This window comes from Photobacterium panuliri (assembly GCF_059920555.1).
The window spans coordinates 2850618-2870150 of the sequence record NZ_CP197192.1; the positions used below are offsets into that span (position 1 = coordinate 2850618).

The 19533-nt window shown below is 51.0% G+C and carries 19 protein-coding genes and 2 tRNA genes; 4 read left to right on the forward strand and 17 right to left on the reverse strand.

The genetic code is table 11. The annotated features are described in order from the left end of the window. Positions 1–208: 208 nt before the first annotated feature. The 3 genes from ACSF8X_RS12975 to ACSF8X_RS12985 all read right to left on the reverse strand — a co-directional run bounded on the left by ACSF8X_RS12975 (position 209) and on the right by ACSF8X_RS12985 (position 2556). Complete coding sequence (locus ACSF8X_RS12975; protein ID WP_047877253.1) at positions 209–1585, reverse strand: polysaccharide deacetylase family protein; 1377 nt, start codon at positions 1583–1585, stop codon at positions 209–211. A 767-nt stretch (positions 1586–2352) separates the two neighbouring features. Next, a tRNA-Ser gene (locus ACSF8X_RS12980) sits at positions 2353–2443 on the reverse strand. Positions 2444–2468: 25 nt separating this feature from the next. Continuing rightward, positions 2469–2556 (reverse strand) — tRNA-Ser (locus ACSF8X_RS12985). Positions 2557–2788: 232 nt separating this feature from the next. Between ACSF8X_RS12985 and ACSF8X_RS12990 the strand changes: the two genes are divergently transcribed. Next, positions 2789–3370: a UPF0149 family protein gene (locus ACSF8X_RS12990; protein ID WP_500850169.1), complete on the forward strand. Its 582-nt coding sequence runs from the start codon at positions 2789–2791 to the stop codon at positions 3368–3370. Positions 3371–3444: 74 nt separating this feature from the next. Here the strand turns inward: ACSF8X_RS12990 and nadA are convergent, their stop codons facing one another. Continuing rightward, on the reverse strand, positions 3445–4506 hold the full coding sequence (gene nadA, locus ACSF8X_RS12995; protein ID WP_500850170.1) for a quinolinate synthase NadA: 1062 nt from the start codon (positions 4504–4506) through the stop codon (positions 3445–3447). Between the two features lie 203 nt (positions 4507–4709). Here nadA and ACSF8X_RS13000 point away from each other — a divergent pair, with 203 nt between their 5' ends. The 3 genes from ACSF8X_RS13000 to ACSF8X_RS13010 are packed head-to-tail and all read left to right on the forward strand — an operon-like array spanning position 4710 to position 7848. After that, positions 4710–5585, forward strand: a complete 876-nt coding sequence (locus ACSF8X_RS13000; RefSeq protein ID WP_047877258.1) for a hypothetical protein — start codon at positions 4710–4712, stop codon at positions 5583–5585. Positions 5586–5593: 8 nt separating this feature from the next. Continuing rightward, positions 5594–6715 carry a BamA/TamA family outer membrane protein gene (locus tag ACSF8X_RS13005; RefSeq protein ID WP_500850171.1) on the forward strand — a complete coding sequence of 374 codons (1122 nt, stop codon included), beginning with the start codon at positions 5594–5596 and terminating at the stop codon, positions 6713–6715. Between the two features lie 20 nt (positions 6716–6735). Beyond that, positions 6736–7848: a DUF4056 domain-containing protein gene (locus ACSF8X_RS13010; RefSeq protein WP_500850172.1), complete on the forward strand. Its 1113-nt coding sequence runs from the start codon at positions 6736–6738 to the stop codon at positions 7846–7848. Positions 7849–7971: 123 nt separating this feature from the next. Here the strand turns inward: ACSF8X_RS13010 and ybgF are convergent, their stop codons facing one another. The 13 genes from ybgF to ruvA form a co-directional block, all read right to left on the reverse strand. Then, positions 7972–8724, reverse strand: coding sequence for a tol-pal system protein YbgF (ybgF, locus tag ACSF8X_RS13015; protein ID WP_047877260.1), 753 nt, complete (start codon positions 8722–8724; stop codon positions 7972–7974). A 17-nt stretch (positions 8725–8741) separates the two neighbouring features. Continuing rightward, a complete protein-coding gene (gene pal, locus ACSF8X_RS13020) occupies positions 8742–9275 on the reverse strand; it encodes a peptidoglycan-associated lipoprotein Pal (RefSeq protein ID WP_047877261.1) in 534 nt (177 codons plus the stop codon). Between the two features lie 37 nt (positions 9276–9312). Beyond that, the gene (tolB, locus tag ACSF8X_RS13025; protein WP_500850173.1) at positions 9313–10659 is read right to left on the reverse strand and encodes a Tol-Pal system beta propeller repeat protein TolB; all 1347 of its coding nucleotides are present in this window, start codon (positions 10657–10659) and stop codon (positions 9313–9315) included. An 11-nt stretch (positions 10660–10670) separates the two neighbouring features. Further along, positions 10671–11735, reverse strand: coding sequence for a cell envelope integrity protein TolA (gene tolA / locus ACSF8X_RS13030; protein WP_500850174.1), 1065 nt, complete (start codon positions 11733–11735; stop codon positions 10671–10673). A 14-nt stretch (positions 11736–11749) separates the two neighbouring features. After that, positions 11750–12196 (reverse strand): protein TolR, encoded by a 447-nt coding sequence (gene tolR / locus ACSF8X_RS13035; protein ID WP_047877264.1) that lies wholly within the window; start codon positions 12194–12196, stop codon positions 11750–11752. Between the two features lie 3 nt (positions 12197–12199). Continuing rightward, complete coding sequence (tolQ, locus tag ACSF8X_RS13040; RefSeq protein ID WP_047877265.1) at positions 12200–12886, reverse strand: protein TolQ; 687 nt, start codon at positions 12884–12886, stop codon at positions 12200–12202. Continuing rightward, positions 12883–13290: a tol-pal system-associated acyl-CoA thioesterase gene (ybgC, locus tag ACSF8X_RS13045; protein ID WP_047877266.1), complete on the reverse strand. Its 408-nt coding sequence runs from the start codon at positions 13288–13290 to the stop codon at positions 12883–12885. Before ybgC ends, tolQ begins: the two co-directional genes overlap by 4 nt. 301 nt (positions 13291–13591) lie before the next feature. Then, the gene (gene ybgE, locus ACSF8X_RS13050; RefSeq protein ID WP_047877267.1) at positions 13592–13894 is read right to left on the reverse strand and encodes a cyd operon protein YbgE; all 303 of its coding nucleotides are present in this window, start codon (positions 13892–13894) and stop codon (positions 13592–13594) included. Then, positions 13887–13997: a cytochrome bd-I oxidase subunit CydX gene (gene cydX, locus ACSF8X_RS13055; protein WP_047877268.1), complete on the reverse strand. Its 111-nt coding sequence runs from the start codon at positions 13995–13997 to the stop codon at positions 13887–13889. The genes ybgE and cydX overlap by 8 nt, the downstream gene beginning before the upstream one ends. An 11-nt stretch (positions 13998–14008) precedes the next feature. Beyond that, the gene (cydB, locus tag ACSF8X_RS13060; protein ID WP_500850175.1) at positions 14009–15145 is read right to left on the reverse strand and encodes a cytochrome d ubiquinol oxidase subunit II; all 1137 of its coding nucleotides are present in this window, start codon (positions 15143–15145) and stop codon (positions 14009–14011) included. A 15-nt stretch (positions 15146–15160) separates the two neighbouring features. After that, positions 15161–16744 carry a cytochrome ubiquinol oxidase subunit I gene (cydA, locus tag ACSF8X_RS13065; protein ID WP_047877270.1) on the reverse strand — a complete coding sequence of 528 codons (1584 nt, stop codon included), beginning with the start codon at positions 16742–16744 and terminating at the stop codon, positions 15161–15163. 1065 nt (positions 16745–17809) lie between these two features. After that, positions 17810–18820, reverse strand: coding sequence for a Holliday junction branch migration DNA helicase RuvB (ruvB, locus tag ACSF8X_RS13070; RefSeq protein WP_047877271.1), 1011 nt, complete (start codon positions 18818–18820; stop codon positions 17810–17812). An 11-nt stretch (positions 18821–18831) separates the two neighbouring features. Continuing rightward, on the reverse strand, positions 18832–19455 hold the full coding sequence (gene ruvA / locus ACSF8X_RS13075) for a Holliday junction branch migration protein RuvA (RefSeq protein ID WP_047877272.1): 624 nt from the start codon (positions 19453–19455) through the stop codon (positions 18832–18834). Positions 19456–19533: the final 78 nt, after the last annotated feature.

Here is a 19533-nt window from a genome sequence, read left to right on the forward strand (position 1 = left end):
AAATAACGCTAATGACAGATAGAAATAGTGACTTTACGCACAAAAATCACCGTTTACTTTATATTTAACTAAATTTGTCAGACAAATAGAGCGAAGGGAATGAACACAACAAGAGGCTGAATAATGATATGCAAAGGAAAAAAAGAAGAGTAATACCAAGCAGCCCCGGCTCGGTAGGGGCTGCTGCTAGCTAGTCAAGACATCTGATTTAACGCTCGGTACACGCGCTAATCTCTTCCCAAGGGGAGTAAGCCGTCAGCCCAGGGATCTCAAGCTGAGTCCACCATTTCGCTTGCCACAATTTGCCCTGGTAGTCTGCAGTTTGCCCTTTAAGGTAAACCACATGAGGTTGCCAAGGCCCGCTCGGGCAAAGCGTCAGTGGTTCAGGCTCTACCATCCAGTCAATCAACTGCTCATGGCTAACAAAACGCACCTGCGGCTTGCTCAGGGCATAATCTATAAACCGCTTGAGTACATTCTGGCGAGAGGCCACCGTCGTTTCTGGCATGCCCCAATGCTCCCCCCCGTTAAGCAGGCCGTAGAACGCTGAATGTAGCCCCAATACCAATGGCGCTCGGTTCCCTGCCAGTCTCAGGTCGAGGTTATAGCTATAAATAGCTACCACATCATCTTCACTCAACCCTGCCGCTCCCCAATCGGGCGTAGAATAAAGGTTCCAGTCAAAGTTATCCCCCTTTCCTGAAACTGGGTCAAAATAACTGATCCGGCTGGCTATCTTGTCGCGCAGCGAATAGTCCAAGCCAAACCTATCCATCTCACTGTCTGGCGGCACAATCAACGTATGAAGGGGAACTTCCCATAAGCCGGGATAGTTATTGATAGCGGGCTTCCAACCACCCGCTACGGCCATTTGATGAGACGGGCTGCCGTTATCAAGGGTAAATGGCCAATAGTTATTTGTGCCCGTTTGCTCGGCCGTGCTGCCGGCCGGAAAACTCACATCATAGCGAATACCGCTCTCGACAACGGCTTTCAAGGTATTGTCGTTATACGTCATGAAAGGCGCGCGAAAGCCACTGACCTCATCGACACCAATCCCGCCATCCTCCACATCAGCAGTCAGCAAGGCGTCACATCTATTGACCTCTTCTTGCCACTGCTCGGCAGTCATCCAAGACTGGAGCGGATTATAGTTAACCTTATCATCTGGGTGAGTGTAAGTATGGTTACCAATATCATGCCCCTGTGCCACTAGCTTGCGCCACAACGCTTTGACCGGCTCGTTAGCCTCAACAGGCTGGCAATGCATGAAAAAACTAGCCTTGAGTGGCTGGGAGGCAAATTGATCCATGCCCGGCGGATTTTGATAACTCTCTAGCAACGCCATCACCCACTCCAGCCCAGCAACTTCGGTATTGTCATCAAAACCAAAGCTGACAAACATCGGTGTTACATGGGTCGCCAACGGCGAAGCCGCTGACGGTGGCATATTGACGGCCGAGGCATGGCTGGAAAGCTCATTACTATGGGCTGCAGAGCTGGCAAAAACCAGTGCCCCACCCAATAATGCCGCAGAGCACGCAGTGGCGACACGCGATTTCGCATTTCTATGATCATCTTTCACGGTGACTTCCTTATTGTCATCAACACAATTTCCTGCACACTAATCTAGTCGCCACTGAGGACTTTCATATTACCGATGACCAACTATGCTGGTATGCAATAGTTTTTATGCAACAAGCCTTTCAGACATACCTAACTATCTGGATCGAGTTGGCAGTTGGCTTTAGTGCAAGCTATCCGGAGTAGACATTGAATAAATAGAGGTGGGCTAATTCTCACGTAGCGATTCAATAAATGAGAGCAGCAGAGCGATGTATGAAAGGATGATGGCTCGTAAGCTTAATGATGACGGGATCTGCTTAGAAAATGCATTGATATGGTGCTCTTGGCAAAACTCAGCGGTAAGATATACGAAAAAGCCCCTGCATTACTGCTGGGGCTTTGAATGTGGCGGAGAGATAGGGATTTACTGCTCGCAAGCTCGCGCCCTCCGGGCTATTGCCTTTTCGTCCCTTCGGGACGGGCAATGTGCTTTCGCTTCGCTCAGGTGAACCCTGTCTAGGGTTCTGCACCCTATCTCGATATCACAATATTCAGACGTAAAAAAACCGCTGTGAAAACAGCGGTTTTTTTGAATGTGGCGGAGAGATAGGGATTTACTGCTCGCAAGCTCGCGCCCTCCGGGCTATTGCCTTTTCGCCCCTTCGGGACGGGCAATGTGCTTTCGCTTCGCTCAGGTGAACCCTGTCTAGGGTTCTGCACCCTATCTCGATATCACAATATTCAGACGTAAAAAAACCGCTGTAAAAACAGCGGTTTTTTTGAATGTGGCGGAGAGATAGGGATTTGAACCCTAGATACGCTATAAACGTATGCCGGTTTTCAAGACCGGTGCTTTCAACCACTCAGCCATCTCTCCGAAGTTTTACATCCCAAAGCAGGGATGGCGGTGAGGGAGGGATTCGAACCCTCGATACGTTGCCGTATACACACTTTCCAGGCGTGCTCCTTCAGCCACTCGGACACCTCACCATATTGTTCTGCCAAGGCTATCGCCTCAACAGGGTCGCTACTATAGGGGCTTGAGATACAAAGGTCAACAAAAAATACCTGCAGAACAATCAAGTGGTCATAATTGCAACGACTAGCGACTATTTACGCTTAGCGATGCCGACATAGCAGTTGCCCTGCTACAATAGCCATCAACAGCCTGCCCGATGGGCAGTTAAAACAAACGAACCGCCTTTTAGTTGAGTAAAGAATTATGTCTTCATCCCTGCGTTCGCTGCTTGAAAACCCACAACTTGCCCAACAGCTGCTTTCTGAAGCCCAAACTCGTGGCTTCGTCACTGCCATGGCCGCAGCCCCTTACCTGATCAACCCATCCGAATGGCTGGCGTTCCTATGGGGCGGCGAGGAAACCTCTCCGTTCAACTCACAAGAAGAGCTGGAAGCCTATGCCAACGCCGTCGTTGAGCTTTGGAACGAAAGCCGCGAAGCCCTTCTGAATGGTAGTTGGCAGTGGCCAGAAGAGTGTGCCCTTGAAGATCGTGAAATTGTCACCCCACAAACTCGCGAATTTTCGGAAGGCCTTCTACAAGGCTGGCAACTGGCCCGTGACGATTGGGAAACGATTATGCCGGAAGACAGCGAGAACAGCGCCCTGCTTGGCGGTGTCCTGCTGTGCTTTAGCCTGCTTTACGATCCAGAAAATGCCATGGATGCCCTATCGGCCGAAGGGGCTGACAGCCTTGCCCAGTTCGAGGAAATCTTCGCCTCTGTGCCGACCATGCTATGCGGCCTAACTATCCGAGCCCACGAACTCGCCAGTGACGACGACGAGTAATTGCGCTTGATACAAAAAAGCGACCTAGGGTCGCTTTTTTTATTTTCAATCTATGTCGCTTCGACGGAACGTTATTACGCGTTGCCCTTCACCTTGAGTTGTAGCTCGGCGGCAAAATCCAACATACGGTTCAACGGGATCAGTGATTTTTCACGCAACTCATCGTCCACAAAAATCTCATGCAAATCACCGCCCTCACGCAGGCCCGCTTCAATGGCTTTTAACCCGTTCATTGCCATCCACGGGCAATGAGCACAACTGCGACAAGTTGCCCCTGCGCCGGCAGTCGGAGCTTCGATAAGTTCTTTTTCCGGCACCATTTGCTGCATCTTGAAGAAAATTCCCTTGTCGGTCGCAACGATCAGCTTTGTCTGCGGCAATGTCTTGGCCGCTTTGATCAACTGACTGGTAGAGCCAACTGCATCCGCCAGTGCCACCACACTCGCCGGAGATTCTGGGTGCACCAAGATAGCGGCATCCGGGTGCAGGTGCTTCATATCCCGCAGCGCCTTGGCCGAGAACTCATCGTGCACGACACATTCGCCCTGCCATAGCAGCATCTCTGCCCCCGTCTGCTTCTGGATATACGAACCCAGGTGACGATCCGGTCCCCAGATAATTTTCTTATCTTCGCTATCAAGGTGCTCGACAATTTCCAGCGCGATGCTGGAAGTCACGACCCAATCGGCACGGGCCTTGACGGCAGCGGAGGTATTGGCGTAAACCACCACGGTATGATCGGGGTGAGCGTCACAAAAATCGGTGAACTTATCTGCCGGACACCCGAGATCTAGCGAACACTCCGCCTCCAGCGTTGGCATCAACACTGTTTTTTCTGGGGTCAGGATCTTGGCCGATTCGCCCATGAAGCGAACACCGCAGACCACCAGCGTGCTTGCAGGATGCTGGTTGCCAAACTTGGCCATTTCCAGCGAATCACCAACAAAACCACCAGTTTCTTCTGCCAATGCCTGAATTTCAGGGTCGGTATAATAATGTGCGACCAGTACCGCATTCTTTTCCTTGAGTAGGGTCTGGATCTTGGCCTTGTATGCCAGTTTCTCGTCGGCCGTCAATGGGATCGGCTTGGGCGGAAATGGGTATACCATCTGTGAAGGATCAAATGTAATACTCATGGCTCAATTGCTCTGTTGCTGTCCTTGTTCGAATCTCGCCATTATACACCGCAAACGATTAAATATCATGCTAGCCGCCAAGCACCGTTTTACCGGCACCACACTCCATCAAAACCAAAAGTATACATTACCGTTTACTTTGAATAAAAAGTGGGTATGATGCGCATTCTCCATATCCGTATGCTCAAAGACTTATAATAAAAATGAAAAAAATACTTTTTTCCACCATGCTGCTGGGGCTATTTGCCAACTCGGTATTGGCCAATGACTTTTCCCTTCCAATCTGGAAAGACAAAGCTGAAGCCTTGGGCTACGTCCTACCTGAACCTATCGGGATCAGTGTGGGCTATATGACCATGGAGCAAGGGATCGAGGTCGACTCCATTGCTCTTACCGGGCTACCAAAATCAAACATCTTCAAGCTTGGTATGGATGCCAAACCGGGAATTCAGAAGACCGACGTGCTGTCATTGCGTGCAGACACCTGGATATTCCCATTCCTCAATGTCTATGCCATGGCCGGGGTACTCAAAGGCTATTCAAAAACAGACGTTGATGCATCTGTATCAGTCAACCTTGATCTTCCGTGGCCGCTTCCCTCTATCGATAAAACCTATACCGGCACCATCAAGGACTTCACTCTCGATCTTGACGGATACACAACAGGATTTGGTATGGTGCTTGCCGGTGGCTACGGCAACTGGTTCAGCCTGGTCGATGCCAGCTTCACCCAAAGCAGCCTGACCGTGATTGACGGCCAGATTGACGCCATCGTTATCTCCCCTCGTCTGGGTTACGATTTTGCCTCACACGGCGCGCCAATCCGAGTCTGGGTTGGGGCCATGTATCAGGATGTCGAACAAAACCTTTCCGGCAACCTCTCGGATCTCGGCCTTCCGCCACAACTCAGCGCCCTGATGCCAGAAGATGCCCGCTTCGAGGTCAAACAGCACCTGACCACCCAATGGAACCCTTTGCTCGGGATGCAATATCAAGTCAACAAACACTGGTATCTCCTTGGCGAAGCCGGACTCGGAGAGCGCCAGAGCCTATTCGTTTCTCTTGAGCACCGTTTTTGAGGCCCTATATGCGTTCACTGCTCCCTCTTAGCATGGCTTTATTAAGTGCATCAGCCATGGCCGATACCACAACGGGTGAACATGGTTGGATTGACCAGCTGCTGGCCGAACTCGGTGCCAGCGAAACCGTCGACACATCAAAGCTGATCGACTGGGGGGTATTGCCCGGGCCGTTCGTCAATCCCGAGCAAGGATTCGGGATTGGCGTGGCAGCCATTGGCCTCTATACCCCGACCGGCTGGCAACAAGACGATCCGCTATCGACACTCAAGTTGACTTCTTACGCCTCAACATCCGGCTCGTTTGGCCTCGGGGTTGAAAACCGCACCTACCTTGCCGGTGACAGCTTACGCCTGCTTGCCAACGCGGGGATCAGCTTCAGCCCGAGCTACTACTGGGGAATCGGTAAGCAGGCCGCCGAAAACGAACAGGCAAAGACCGCCTACGATGCCCAGATTTTGCGCTTCGAGCCCAAACTGGCTGTTGAGATCTTCCCCAATGGCTACCTGATAGGCGGCTGGAGCTACCAGCAGCTCAGCAGTATCGATGCCGATCCGGGAGCATTTACCGAAGCCGATCAAGCTGATAGCCAAGCTAGCGGGCTACTTATCGGTCTGGAATATGACAGCCGGGATTTCGAGCCCAATCCGGCATCAGGCCATTTACTGACCCTCGAATGGATTGGTTACGACAAGACGCTGGGGAGTGATCACGACTACCAGCGACTCACCGCCAATGCCCGTACCTACTGGCAGCTGGATAGCCAATCACTGTTGGCTATCGATGCCTTCGGCCAATTCCTCGACGGCGACATCCCATGGTATGGCTACTCGGAAATGGGAAATGCCAGTCGAATGCGTGGCTATTACGAAGGCCAGTACCGCGATCGCACTCAACTCGCCGCCCAGATCGAGTGGCGCAGGCAGCTCAGCGGCCGCCACGGCATGGTTGCCTGGGCAGGTGCAGGCAACATCGCGCCGAGCGCCAGTAAGCTATTTTCGGATAGTTGGCTACCAACCGTCGGCGTCGGCTACCGGTTCGCCTTCAAAGCCCGAGTCAATATTCGGGTTGATCTCGGCGTAGGCAAAGACAGTACCGGCTTTTATTTTCAGGTTAACGAAGCCTTCTGAGAACACGCAGGAGTTTAACGATGAAGCTATTATTCTCAGCCTTACTCGCTATTATCCTAGGCAGCTCGGCACTCCCGACCATGGCCGCACAGGCACCCACGGGGGTCCGCCCCTGCTGTGCGTTCGGTTATGATCTCAAAGCTGAACTCGGCGGCGTTGCTGTACCGTTTTTCTCGCTCAATAACGTACTGGACAGCCATACGCTTGGCCGCCATCGCTATAATGACGGCTCAGGCTCGGTCGCCCTGAATCTGGCAGGGCTGGACAAGGAAAAAAATGGGCTGATCTTCACTACGCTCGGTGGTTTTATCGATACAGCCCACGTCCGCGATACCGCAGACTACACCTACTACCTTTACCAGCTGATGCAGAAGAATTTAGGGAGCAATACCCATTATGATTTCCCGCCGGAGCTCAAGCTTCGCAGGATTCAGTGGCTGCCACACCGTGTATCGCTAACTGACGAGCAGAAACAAGCGCTGAGTCTCGACAGTGCCGCTCTTATCGCATTTCGCCTTGCTCAGTGGCATGAAATCGCCCAATGGTTCGGAATGGAATCTGTCGGCGGCTTCAAGGAGTATGCCTCTGCATTCTCTTCTGAGGATCTGTACTCAAACATGCTAGGTGCTCTGCTCGCAAAACAAATTCTGGCAGATGAGCCTAAGCTGGATATAAACGGTTTCAACCATGCCATGGATAAGGCATTTACCGATGCGATCATTGCATTGGAAGGCCAACCGGCGGCAATTACAGAAGCGAAGATAAAGCACCTTGATGGGATCTGGTGGGACAGCAGTAAGCGCCTTCCCAATAAATGGGTGGTACTGTTCCGTGACTACCATTTTGGGCTGGCACTCACCCCCAACTATCCAACGGCCACCCACAGGCAAGACCTGCCATCGACCGTTAACGGGCTGGCAATTGAACAGTGGGTCAGGCTGGAGCTGCATCCAGACCAGCACGAGCAGGATTTCGCAGCACTGCCCGCCTCCCTGAATGACAAACCATACTGGACGGCGAGTGATTTCCAGCCCATTGCCAATTACGCCCAGCAGCAAGACGGCAAAGAGCTCAAAGCCCGCCACCTCGACGGACTACTACCCAAACACTCACTCAGCGAGCAGCGTCAATAGCACCGCGTAGATGTAAAGAACGGGGATGTAAAGAGCGGGTATTCTCGACATTCACGCAAAAAAATACCGCCGGCGGTCTCCCTCGGCGGTATCCTATTTTTCGCAGCACCCGATAACCCGGGATTATAACTGCTTCAGATTCTTTTCAGCCTGCTTGGCGCTAGTCGAACCAGGGTACGCTTTAATCACGTCCTGAAAATACTTCTTGGCCTCGTCCGCTTTCTTGCTACGCTGGGCGATAACGCCCAACTTCAACAAAGCATCAGCACGCTTGTTTGAATCGGCAAAGCTTGCCACTGCCGTGAACTGCTCTGCCGCCTCAGGTAACTGATTCTGGGTAAAATAGAGCTGACCAAGCCAGTAATGGGCATTAGGCCTATAGACCGATTTAGGGTAGGTTTTCAAAAAACCATTGAAAGCAGAGATTGCACCGCTGTAGTCCTTCTCTTTTAGGATCAGGTTAACGGCATTCTCGTAGGCTTCGTTCTCGCTGACATTGCCGCTATAGGCTTCTGTCGGCTCTGTACTGCCCTCGCTGGTTGCGGCGGTTTCTGCCGCGGCTTTAGGCTGACGGCTCAATGCATCTACTTCGCGGTACAGCTCGCGCTGCCGCTCCAGCATTTGGCCCAAATCATAAGAATTTTTCTCTACGATGCCTCGTAGCTCGTCCATCTCGGTTGCCAGCTGATCCAGTTGCCGCTGCATATCCAATTGCAACTGGTTGCGTGCCTCAATCATCCTTTCCAGACGTTCCAGGCTAACGCCCTGCGCACTGTTACCACCCAGTTCAGTAACAGGAGCAGGTGCGGCGACCACCTGGGTCGCCGCACCAACCAGCAACGTTAATGCGAGTTTTCGCATTGTGTTACTGTTCATAATGTTTACCTATTGTATTAGTAAACAAGAACCGAACGACGGTTCTTTGCGTAGTCAGCATCAGTGTGGCCAAGCACTAGAGGCTTTTCCTCACCGTAGCTAACGATTGAGATTTGGCTTGCAGATACGCCAAGTGCCTGTAGGTACTTAGCTACCGCGTTTGCACGACGCTCACCCAGAGCAATGTTGTACTCAGGTGTGCCGCGCTCGTCAGCGTGACCTTCAACGATCACTTTCACGTCAGCATTATCACGTAGGTACTCTGCGTGAGCAGTCAGCATATCCTGGTAATCAGGCTGGATTTCTGCATTGTCAAACATGAAGTATACGGTCTGCTGCTGGCGAAGCTGCTGGTTACGCAGCTCTTGCTCAGTCAGTGCAGGTGTTGCTGGCTCAACAGGAGTCACAACCGTAGTTTGCTCAGTTTGTGTGCCCGTGTTGGTTGTTTCAGACGCCGCTGAGCTATCAGTGCTGTCTGTCGAACTACATGCCGCAAGAGTGAACATTGGCAGCGCAATTGCCAGTCCCTTCAAAACTTTGTTCAGTTGCATTTCATTTTCCTTATTTTATTTCTAAGTGCGACTCACGTTAGAGGAATGGTCCCCAGGAAGGAGCCCGAACTCGCCCGTTCGTTGCGGGTAATCGTGCTTTAAAGCGCCCGTCAATGGACACCAATGACAACTCATTAGATTTATTATTCACTGAGCTGTAAATCACCATGCTGCCATTTGGAGCAATGCTTGGAGATTCATCCAAGAATGTCTTGGTCAATATTTGCACTGCACCTGTTTCTAGATCCTGCTTAGCAATGTTGTAGCCACTATCTGACTTATTCACCATTACCAAGAACCGACCATCAGGTGTCAATTGGCCGCCCAGGTTCTGACTACCTTGCCAAGTCAATCGCTTGGTTGAGCCGTCAGCTAAATTTACTCGATATATCTGAGGTTTACCACCTCTGTCTGACGTGAAGATCAGGGAGTCTCCTTTCGGATCCCAAAATGCTTCAGTATTGTTTGAGCGGCCTCGGGTCACTTGGGCCAGCTTCTTGGTTGCCAGATCCATCACGTAAACCTGCAGGCTACCGCTTTTCGACAATACCATCGCCAACTTCTTGCCATCTGGCGAGAAGCGAGGGTTACCATTGTGACGCGGATACGAAGCCACCATCTCACGGGTGCCTTTGTAAATATCCATGATAAAGATCTGGGCCTGCTTATTCTCGAAGCTCACATAGGCCAGCTTGCTGCCATCAGGCGACCACGATGGAGACATCAATGGCTGTTGCGACTTCAGTACTAACTGCTCATTAAAACCATCATAATCAGCAATACGCAACTGGTACGGGTACTTCGCCTTGTCGTCAATCACCACATAGGCGATTCGGGTCAAAAAGGCCCCTCGCTCCCCGGTCAGCTTCTCGTATACCAAATCGGCAATACGGTGACCGTTCTGACGAAGACGTCTTCCTTCGGCGACAGTACGATTGGTGAATAGAACGTGGTCTTTTGTCAGCACCAACTCGCCATTTTGCAGCCCCTTGCTTTGGCCGCTGGTCAACTGACCGCGAACGACATCAATCAGCTGATAAATAATTTCATAGTTACCATCTGGGGTCTTAGTGATTTTCCCCGTCACCAAGGCATCAACCCCCATTGATGTCCAGGCGTTGTAATCCACCTGCTCATCGCTGTATGGCGTCTGCGGCATCTTACTGATCTCCACAGGCGAAAACTTACCGCTGCGGCGCAAATCCGAGGCAACTACCGCCGCTATATCTGCAGGCAACTCGCCCGGCCCTTCCCAGTGGAAAGGCACCACACCGATAGGACGTGCCGAGTCGATACCCTCTGTAATAACCAATTCCAATTCGGCCCGTGCCAACTGGCTAAAGCCCAGTAGTACGACACACAAACCCACTAACCAACGCTTCATGCTTTCTCCTTTCACTGTGGGATCACCGTCAGACGAATGTCACGCAGCCGCTCAACCACAGCCGGATCTTCCGGCATCGGGAACTGGCTCACCTTGACGACCGCCGCTTTGGCCGCCCGGCACACGTTGCGGTCACCACCGGCCTCTGAAGCATCCAGCACTAAGCCGTTGCTAGAAAGACGCATGCGGATCACACACTCTTTACCGACAAAACTTTGTTCAATCAGCAGATTCTGCTGAATCATCTGAGTATAGATAGCACCATAACGCTGGGTCTCATCATCCACGAACTGACCGCGGACACCGCCGCGCTGCTCCGTTTCAGCTTCCAACCCAGCAAACATGTCATTAAGTGCCGCTTCTTGCTGACGCTGCTGCTCACGCGCTTCGGCAGCCTTGCGCTCTGCTTCTTTGCGCGCAGCCTCGGCTTTGCGAGCCTCTTCCTCAGCTTTCTTCTTCGCCGCAATCTTGGCCTGACGCTCTTCCTCAGCGCGCTTGGCTTCAGCCTCCGCCTTGCGTTTGGCTTCTTCTGCCTGACGCTTGGCTTCTTCGGCCTTGCGCTGCTCGGCAACTTGACGCTGTCGCTCGACCTCTGCCTTACGCGCCGCTTCCTGCTTCAACTTACGCTCTGCCTCGGCTTTCGCCGCCTGCTCGCGCGCTACCTTGGCAGCCTCGTCAGCCTTGCGCTTTTCCTCCGCAGCCTTGGCTCGCTCTGCCGCAACCCGCTTGCGCTCGACTTCCGCCTCACGCGCCGCCTTTTCGGCTTTTAGCTTCTCGGACTTGAGCTCGCGCAACCGCCGCTCTTCAGCCTGACGTTCTTTCTCCAGAGCCTGAGTTTGCTGCTCAAGACGTCGCAAACGATCTTGCTCGGCTTTCTTGGCTGCTTCACGCTGTTGGCGGATCTGCTTTGCCTGCTGGTTCACCAGAGCCGGATCAACCACCACCGCTTTGATGGTATTGCCCGCGGTCTTGGGCTTATCCATAGAAAAATCCGCGCCCCACAGCAATGCCGCTATAAGCAAGCCATGCAGCAGCAACGAGATAATGACGGCAACAGTATAGTCATTCTGTTTCATTCAGCGCCCGCCGTTCAGTTTTCCAAAGGCTCAGTCATCAACCCCACCGAGCCAACACCGGCCTGATTGAGCGCATCCAGAGTCTCGATAATATAGGCATAGCGCGCCGAACGATCCCCACCGACCAGCACGGCCGATTGTGGATTGAGCTCGATTTCAGCGCGAACACGGGTCAACAACTCGTTCAGCGTCAAGCCGCGCACCATGTCCTTATTGTCGACACTCAGCCCCAGCTCGCCGTCCTTCGACACCTCGACAATAATCGGGGCGCTAGGATTGTTATCGCCGCTCAGCTCAGCCGCCGTTTTGGCCGAAACCGTCCCCGGCAAGTCAACATCCACCCCCTGGGTCACGAAAGGTGCCGTTACCATAAAGATAATCAATAGCACTAGCATGACGTCGATATATGGTACGACATTGATTTCCGCGGTTAGTTTGCGTTTCTTCGGTTGATAGGCCATGCCTTACTCCTGATTAGCCGCAAACGCCTGACGGTGCAAGATGCTGGAAAACTCTTCCATAAATGTCGCGTAGTTATGCTCTAGCTTGGCAACCTGGTTGGTCAGCTTGTTGTAGAACATAACCGCAGGGATCGCAGCGAACAGGCCCATCGCCGTAGCCACCAGAGCCTCGGCAATACCCGGGGCAACCATTGCCAGCGTCGCCTGCTTCACCGCACCCAGTGCGATAAATGCGTGCATAATGCCCCATACCGTACCGAACAGACCGATGTACGGCGTAATCGAGCCAACGGTTGCGAGAAACGGAAGGCTAGTTTCCAGCTCTTCAACTTCGCGAGATAGGGCCACGCGCATGGCACGGCTTGTCCCGTCCATCACCGCTTCCGGCGCCTTGCCGTTGCTGCGATGCAAACGGGCAAACTCACCGAAACCTGCATAGAAGATTTGCTCAGTACCGGTCAGGCTATCTTTGCGGGCTTGCACTTCCTGATACAGCTGAGACAAATCGATCCCCGACCAGAAACGATCCTCGAACCGTTCCGCTTTCCCCTTGGCGTAAGCCAGTACTTGCGAACGCTTGAAAATCATCGCCCACGACATCACTGACATACCGAGCAGGATGAGCATTACGATCTTTACCAGCAGGCTGGCCTGTAGAAAAAGATCTAAAATCGATAGTTCAGCTGTCACTTAGTTATCTCCGACAAAATGTTCTCTGGGATCTTAATGGGTTTGAGTGTATCAGGGTGTACACAGGCTACCTGAACCTCGGCTTTACACAATATTTGACCGGTAGTGTTTACTAAAACCTGACAAAATTCGATAGAAGCCCGACGCACAGTCATCGGCCAAGTACGTACCGTCAGCTGATCATCAAGCTGGGCACCTTTGAGAAAGTCGATATCCATATGGCGCACCACAAAGCTGACTTTCTCTGCAAATAAATCGCTAAGACTGACACCGGCGTGCCGGAAGAGTTCCGTGCGAGCCCGTTCAAAAAATTTAAGGTAATTGGCATGGTAAACGATACCACCCAAGTCCGTATCTTCGTAATAGACCGTAATGGGCCATTCAAAGGCGTTCTGCTCGGTCATTGCTGTTATCTCTGCAAATTAAACATAACGGCCAAGGCTGTACCTTGCCTTTCCAAAGCACATCAACAATTTACTTGATAATACTGTGGAATTTAAACCACATACTATACCCAAGTTGCCTGACAGAATGAAATCACACATCAAATTCCGCTGTTCCTCAGTCCAGATTTTGATCACATTCTCATTTGCCCAGCCCTATCGATACCTCTTCGCGCAAAGAATATAAAAAAACAGCCCAGTACATAATTGCACTGGGCTGTTTCATTTGTTTCGTTTTGTTTCAGCTTTCAGAAATAGAAACCTATAACAGACGAAGCATCAGGATGTAAGCCAAAATAGGCAGCGACAGGTATGGCGTGAAAAACAGCTGCCAGTACCATCGGTGCGGGATAAACCCGACACCGAATACCATCGCGGCACAAGTGGCCCAAATCATCGCGGGCGAAATTATCGGTCCGAATCCGCCAATCGACTGGGCAAAGAGCGTTGGTTCCCATACCACCAGACATGCAGTGACCAGTGACATCACCAGCCCCAGCACTCGCAGCAGACCGAAGTCTAGCCACTGGTGGATACGCTTCACCCAGTGATTGATATTACTCACCGTCTTTAGCATCCATGTTCTCTGTCGCTTCTAGCCACAGAGCATTGATGATACCGAACGAGCAAGCCAGCAGCACACCCAGAATCCAAGCGAAATACCACATAGTCTGTCTCCTTAGTACAGTGAGTTCTTGTTGTCTTCGATAAATTTAGTATCAAGACGGCCAAACATCTTGTAGTAACACCATGTGGTGTACATCAGGATAATAGGCACCATCACGGCCGCAACAACCGTCATGATCTGCAACGTCAGCTCAGACGATGTAGAGTCCCACATGGTCAGACTGTGGTTTGGGGTTTCGCTTGAAGGCATGATGAACGGGAACAAAGAGAAACCGAACGTCAGGATAACACCCGCCATTGTCAGGCTCGAGCTGATGAACGCCAATGCGCCACGCTTCGCGCGAGAAGCCATTGCGGTTAGCAGCGGCATAATCACAGCCAGTGCCGGAGCAATCCACATTAGCGGGTACTCATTAAAGTTATTGAACAGAGCACCAGACTTACGCAACACTTCTTTGCCCAGCGGGTTAGATGGTGCGTTGTGCAACAACTCAGAGGTAATCACATAGCCCTCTAGGCCTTTAGCCCAGAAACCAGCGATGACAAAGCACGCAGCCGTACCTAGCGCAGTGATCACAGCAACATTGCGTGAACGCTCAAGGACTGCATCGGTTGTTTTCATCTGCAGGTATGCCGCACCTTGGGTAACAATCATCAGCAAGCTAACCACACCACACAGCAGTGCAAATGGGTTAAGCAAACCAAAGAACGTGCCCTTATAGGTAGGAACCATCAAATCACTCAATACAAACGGTACGCCCTGTAGCAAGTTACCGAATGCAACACCGAAGATCACTGGCGGTACAAAGCTACCGATGAAAATAGCGTTGTCCCATAGTGCGCGCCATTTTGGTTCTTCGATCTTCGAACGGTAATCGAAGCCAAGTGGGCGCAGCCAAAGTGCCGCCAGTGTTACGATCATCGCTAGGTAGAAACCTGAAAACGACGTTGCGTACACTAGAGGCCACGCAGCAAACAAGGCACCACCTGCGGTGATAAGCCATACTTGGTTACCGTCCCAGTGCGGGGCGATAGAGTTGATCATGACACGGCGCTCGTTATCTGTCTTGCCAATCACTTTTGACAACACACCCACACCCATGTCGAAACCATCAGTGATTGCGAAACCGATGCACAATACACCGATCAGCACCCACCAGATAAATCGCAAACCTTCGTAATCAAACATTGCTCTTCTCCCTGCTTATGCTTCTACCTGACGCGATACCACGTTCTGTGGTGCATCGGTGGTTTCAAAGTGATAGCGGCCAGTTTTCAGGCTGCTAGGACCCAGACGAGCAAACTTGATCATCAAGTACATTTCGGCAATCAGGAACGCTGTGTATAGTGCGATAATTGCCAGCATAGATGTAATGATTTCTGATGCTGCAAGATTAGATGCTGCCATTGATACCGGCAGGATCTCACCTACCGCCCACGGCTGACGACCGTACTCGGCAACAAACCAACCTGCTTCGATCGCAATCCAAGGTAGTGGAATACCGTAAAGTGCAGCTTTCAGTACCCAAGGCTTATCAGTGATCTTATGACGGCAAGACTGAACGAATGCCGCACCAATGATACCTAGCATCAGGAAGCCACAGCCAACCATGATACGGAAGCTCCAGAATAGCGGCCATACGGTAGGGATTGAGTCGTCGGCAGCTTTAGCAATGTCTTCTTCGCTCGCATCCACAACTTTGTCTGTGTAAGGCTTAAGAAGCAGACCGTAGCCCAAATCGTGCTTAACCGCATCGAACGCAGCAATGTTCTCTGCACTCTTGTCACCGGCACGCAGTTTCTCAAGCAAGCCGTAAGCGATCATACCGTTGCGAATACGCTCTGCGTGCTCAACTTTAAGATCACGTAGACCCGTTACCTGAGTATCAAGCGAGCGCGTCGCGATAATACCCATCAGATAAGGGATCTTAATCGCGTACTCTGTTTCCATCTTTTCTTGGCTAGGGAAACCGACAACCGTAAAGGCCGCAGGTGCTTCCTCGGTATGCCATTCAGCTTCGATAGCCGCAAGCTTGGTCTTCTGAACGTCACCTAGCTCGTAGCCTGATTCATCACCAAGGATGATTACAGAGATGATTGATGCCATACCGAAAGCAGCGGCAATAGCAAACGAACGGCGAGCAAACGGAATGTCACGGCCTTTCAGCATGTAGTAAGAGCTGATGCCCAGAATGAACATCGCGCCGGTTACGTAACCAGATGCCACAGTGTGAACGAATTTCACCTGTGCTACCGGGTTAAGTACCACTTCGGCGAAGCTCACCATTTCCATACGCATGGTTTCGAAGTTGAACTCAGCACCTACAGGGTTCTGCATCCAACCATTCGCAACCAGAATCCACAACGCCGAAAAGTTTGAGCCAAGGGCAACCAACCAAGTGACAGCAAGGTGCTGACGCTTAGATAGGCGATCCCAGCCAAAAAAGAACATACCGACAAGCGTAGATTCAAGGAAGAAGGCAATCAGTGCCTCGATCGCCAATGGCGCACCGAAGATATCACCTACATAGTGGGAGTAGTACGCCCAGTTTGTACCAAACTGGAACTCCATGGTTAGGCCCGTGGCGACACCTAGGGCAAAGTTGATGGCGAAAAGCTTACCCCAGAACTTTGTCATGTCCTTGTAGATTTGCTTTCCAGTCATTACGTATACCGACTCCATAATGGCAAGCAGGAATGCCATACCAAGAGTCAGAGGGACGAACAAAAAGTGATACATCGCTGTTAATGCGAACTGTAACCGCGATAGTTCGACAATATCAAACATTAAGAACTCCTTTTTCGCCAGGCTGACTGACGACAGTACTTCACAGTGTACCGGTGGTTGGGCTTAGCACATGTAGCCAAACATTAACGCAAGCTTGTCACCTTCCTGGCTGCCATTAGATAAATAACGGCATCCTTGATTTGTTGCTTTTATGTGCCAAATTAGTTAATTTATTGTTAAGCCACAGCTAATAAAGTCATTGCTAATATTACTGATAATCGTCCCTGCGCTCAATGGATTTATCGCACAATTTGCTTTGATAAATATCAAGAAAGATTGCTCAATTTTTCATCGCGAGCCCTTTAATTGATCTGGATCATCAGATTTCACCGCTAACGGGCACATTGGTAAACTTTTAAAACTAGATATTTATCACATCGCTCAGTTCACCATTCAAGCTACTTCACATTCTTTTTTAATCCGTCATATCACGTACAATTTGAAATAGAAAAAAGCGCACCTGAACTGCTTGACATGTTAAGCAACCCGCCTTGAATTCACCTTCTATACTGATAATTCAATAGCTACGAAGCGTATCCCTGGTAAATAATGATTAGATAAACTAATCCGAAAAATAAATTATTATCGCTTTTGAGTTTTCCGTAAATATCTATAATCAGCATCAGAAACAGAGAAGACCTCCCAGAGAGTAAAAGACGTCTTTTTGGCGGGTTGTAGATTGTTTCCCCATCTGTTTAAAGATAAGAATGAGGAAGTGGATATGGCTCGTATTTTTCAAAAGATCATTAACTTGTACCAACCTAGCTTTGCTGAAATGTTCAAAAGCCAGTGCTAAAAAGCGTACACAAAGCATCCGTTTGCATGTTTCACTAGGTTTTATTCAATACAGATAAGCGCCCACCGATGGCGTCATTGTCATAAAGATGTAAACACATAACGGATGTTCCAGCCCCAAAATGGGCTAATTTGGACTAAAGATCAAAAAAAGCGAGGCCACTAGCCTCGCTTTTTTACATTTAAACAACACGAAATGACAGCCGGTTTGCCATAAACAAAAACGAGGCCATAAGCCCCGTTTTTCGTCATTCGCTACACGTTAGCCCCTTATTCTGGTGCATCAAGCCCAAAATGCAGGTAAGCACGATGGGTGGCAATACGGCCACGCGGGGTGCGTTGCAGGTAGCCTTGCTGAATTAGGTACGGTTCGAGCACATCCTCAATAGTATCGCGCTCCTCGCCGATTGCCGCAGCCAAGTTGTCGATACCCACTGGCCCGCCCATAAACTTGTCGATAATTGCCATCAGCAATTTGCGATCCATATAGTCAAAGCCACTGCTATCAACATCAAGCATATCTAGAGCCTGACCCGCAATGTCTGGGCAGATATGGCCATTGCCTTTTACCTCGGCAAAATCACGCACCCGGCGCAACAGCCGGTTGGCAATACGCGGCGTACCGCGTGAACGCATCGCCACTTCCATAGCCCCCTGCTTGTCCATCGACAAACCAAGACAGTCAGCGCTGCGCTGGACGATCCCGCACAGATCATCCACCTTGTAGTATTCCAACCGCTGAGTGATCCCGAAACGGTCGCGCAGCGGTGAGGTCAGGGATCCGGCTCGGGTTGTCGCGCCAATCAGGGTAAATGGCGGCAAATCAATTTTAATCGAACGAGCTGCGGGCCCTTCGCCAATCATGATATCGAGCTGGTAGTCTTCCATCGCCGGATACAACACCTCTTCCACCTGTGGGCTGAGGCGATGGATTTCATCGATGAACAACACATCGTTTTCTTCGAGATTGGTCAACAAGGCGGCCAAATCACCGGCTTTTTCCAATACCGGACCCGATGTGGTGCGAATATTCACACCCATTTCATTAGCAACGATATTGGCCAATGTGGTTTTACCCAAGCCCGGAGGACCAAAGATCAACAAATGATCCAGCGCTTCATCGCGCAACTTGGCCGCCTGAATGAAGATCTCCATCTGGCTACGGACATGGTCCTGCCCCTTGTAGTCTTCAAGCAGCTTCGGGCGGATCGCGCGGTCGATAACATCTTCCTCACGGCTCGGCACATAATCACTGGAGATCAGACGATCGGCTTCAATCATGGTTGGCTACCTTATACCATCGAACGCAGGGCATCGCGGATGATCATCTCGCTGGTCATTTCCGGCTGGGCAACCTGAGCAACCACCTTCGTGGCCTGCTGCGGTTTATAGCCCAAAGCAATCAGCGCACTGACCGCTTCATCTTCGGCGCGAGCCTGTGACATGGTGTCCTGAACCGGTGCATTCGATGCGGCCGTATCCAGCGCAGGCGTAAACAGATCCCCTTCGCCCCAGCCTTTAAGACGATCTTTCATCTCTACGACCAAACGCTCAGCGGTTTTCTTGCCGACACCCGGTATTTTAACCAAGGTAGTGATATCTTCATGCTCGACACTGAGGACAAACTGACTGGCCGTCATCGCTGATAAAATAGCCAGACCCAGCTTAGGACCGACACCATTGGCCTTGATCACCTCGCGGAACAGATCCCGCTCGCTTTTTTTGTTGAAACCGTACAATAACTGGGCATCTTCACGTACCACAAAATGGGTCGCAATCACCGCCTCCTGGCCAACTTCCGGCAGCTCATAGAAACAGCTCATCGGCATCTGGACTTCATAGCCAATCCCCGCCACCTCAAGCAATACTTCAGGCGGTTGTTTTTCAATGATAATTCCACGCAGTCGGCCAATCACAGCAAGATCTCTTCCAGTCATTTACAAAAAGTGGAACTAGGATAGTAAAGGACTGGATGTATATCCAGCTTTTTTTCA

Bases quoted from the DNA above. Each gene is read 5' to 3' on its own strand.
- cydX (WP_047877268.1), bottom strand. From the start codon at position 13,997: ATGTGGTATTTCGCTTGGATTCTGGGTGTGCTGCTGGCTTGCTCGTTC.
- ruvB (WP_047877271.1), bottom strand. From the start codon at position 18,820: ATGATTGAAGCCGATCGTCTGATCTCCAGTGATTATGTGCCGAGCCGT.
- cydB (WP_500850175.1), bottom strand. From the start codon at position 15,145: ATGTTTGATTACGAAGGTTTGCGATTTATCTGGTGGGTGCTGATCGGT.
- ybgC (WP_047877266.1), bottom strand. From the start codon at position 13,290: ATGACCGAGCAGAACGCCTTTGAATGGCCCATTACGGTCTATTACGAA.
- tolA (WP_500850174.1), bottom strand. From the start codon at position 11,735: ATGAAACAGAATGACTATACTGTTGCCGTCATTATCTCGTTGCTGCTG.
- tolR (WP_047877264.1), bottom strand. From the start codon at position 12,196: ATGGCCTATCAACCGAAGAAACGCAAACTAACCGCGGAAATCAATGTC.
- cydA (WP_047877270.1), bottom strand. From the start codon at position 16,744: ATGTTTGATATTGTCGAACTATCGCGGTTACAGTTCGCATTAACAGCG.
- nadA (WP_500850170.1), bottom strand. From the start codon at position 4,506: ATGAGTATTACATTTGATCCTTCACAGATGGTATACCCATTTCCGCCC.
- pal (WP_047877261.1), bottom strand. From the start codon at position 9,275: ATGCAACTGAACAAAGTTTTGAAGGGACTGGCAATTGCGCTGCCAATG.
- ybgF (WP_047877260.1), bottom strand. From the start codon at position 8,724: ATGAACAGTAACACAATGCGAAAACTCGCATTAACGTTGCTGGTTGGT.
- ACSF8X_RS13005 (WP_500850171.1), top strand. From the start codon at position 5,594: ATGCGTTCACTGCTCCCTCTTAGCATGGCTTTATTAAGTGCATCAGCC.
- ACSF8X_RS13010 (WP_500850172.1), top strand. From the start codon at position 6,736: ATGAAGCTATTATTCTCAGCCTTACTCGCTATTATCCTAGGCAGCTCG.
- tolB (WP_500850173.1), bottom strand. From the start codon at position 10,659: ATGAAGCGTTGGTTAGTGGGTTTGTGTGTCGTACTACTGGGCTTTAGC.
- ACSF8X_RS13000 (WP_047877258.1), top strand. From the start codon at position 4,710: ATGAAAAAAATACTTTTTTCCACCATGCTGCTGGGGCTATTTGCCAAC.
- ACSF8X_RS12990 (WP_500850169.1), top strand. From the start codon at position 2,789: ATGTCTTCATCCCTGCGTTCGCTGCTTGAAAACCCACAACTTGCCCAA.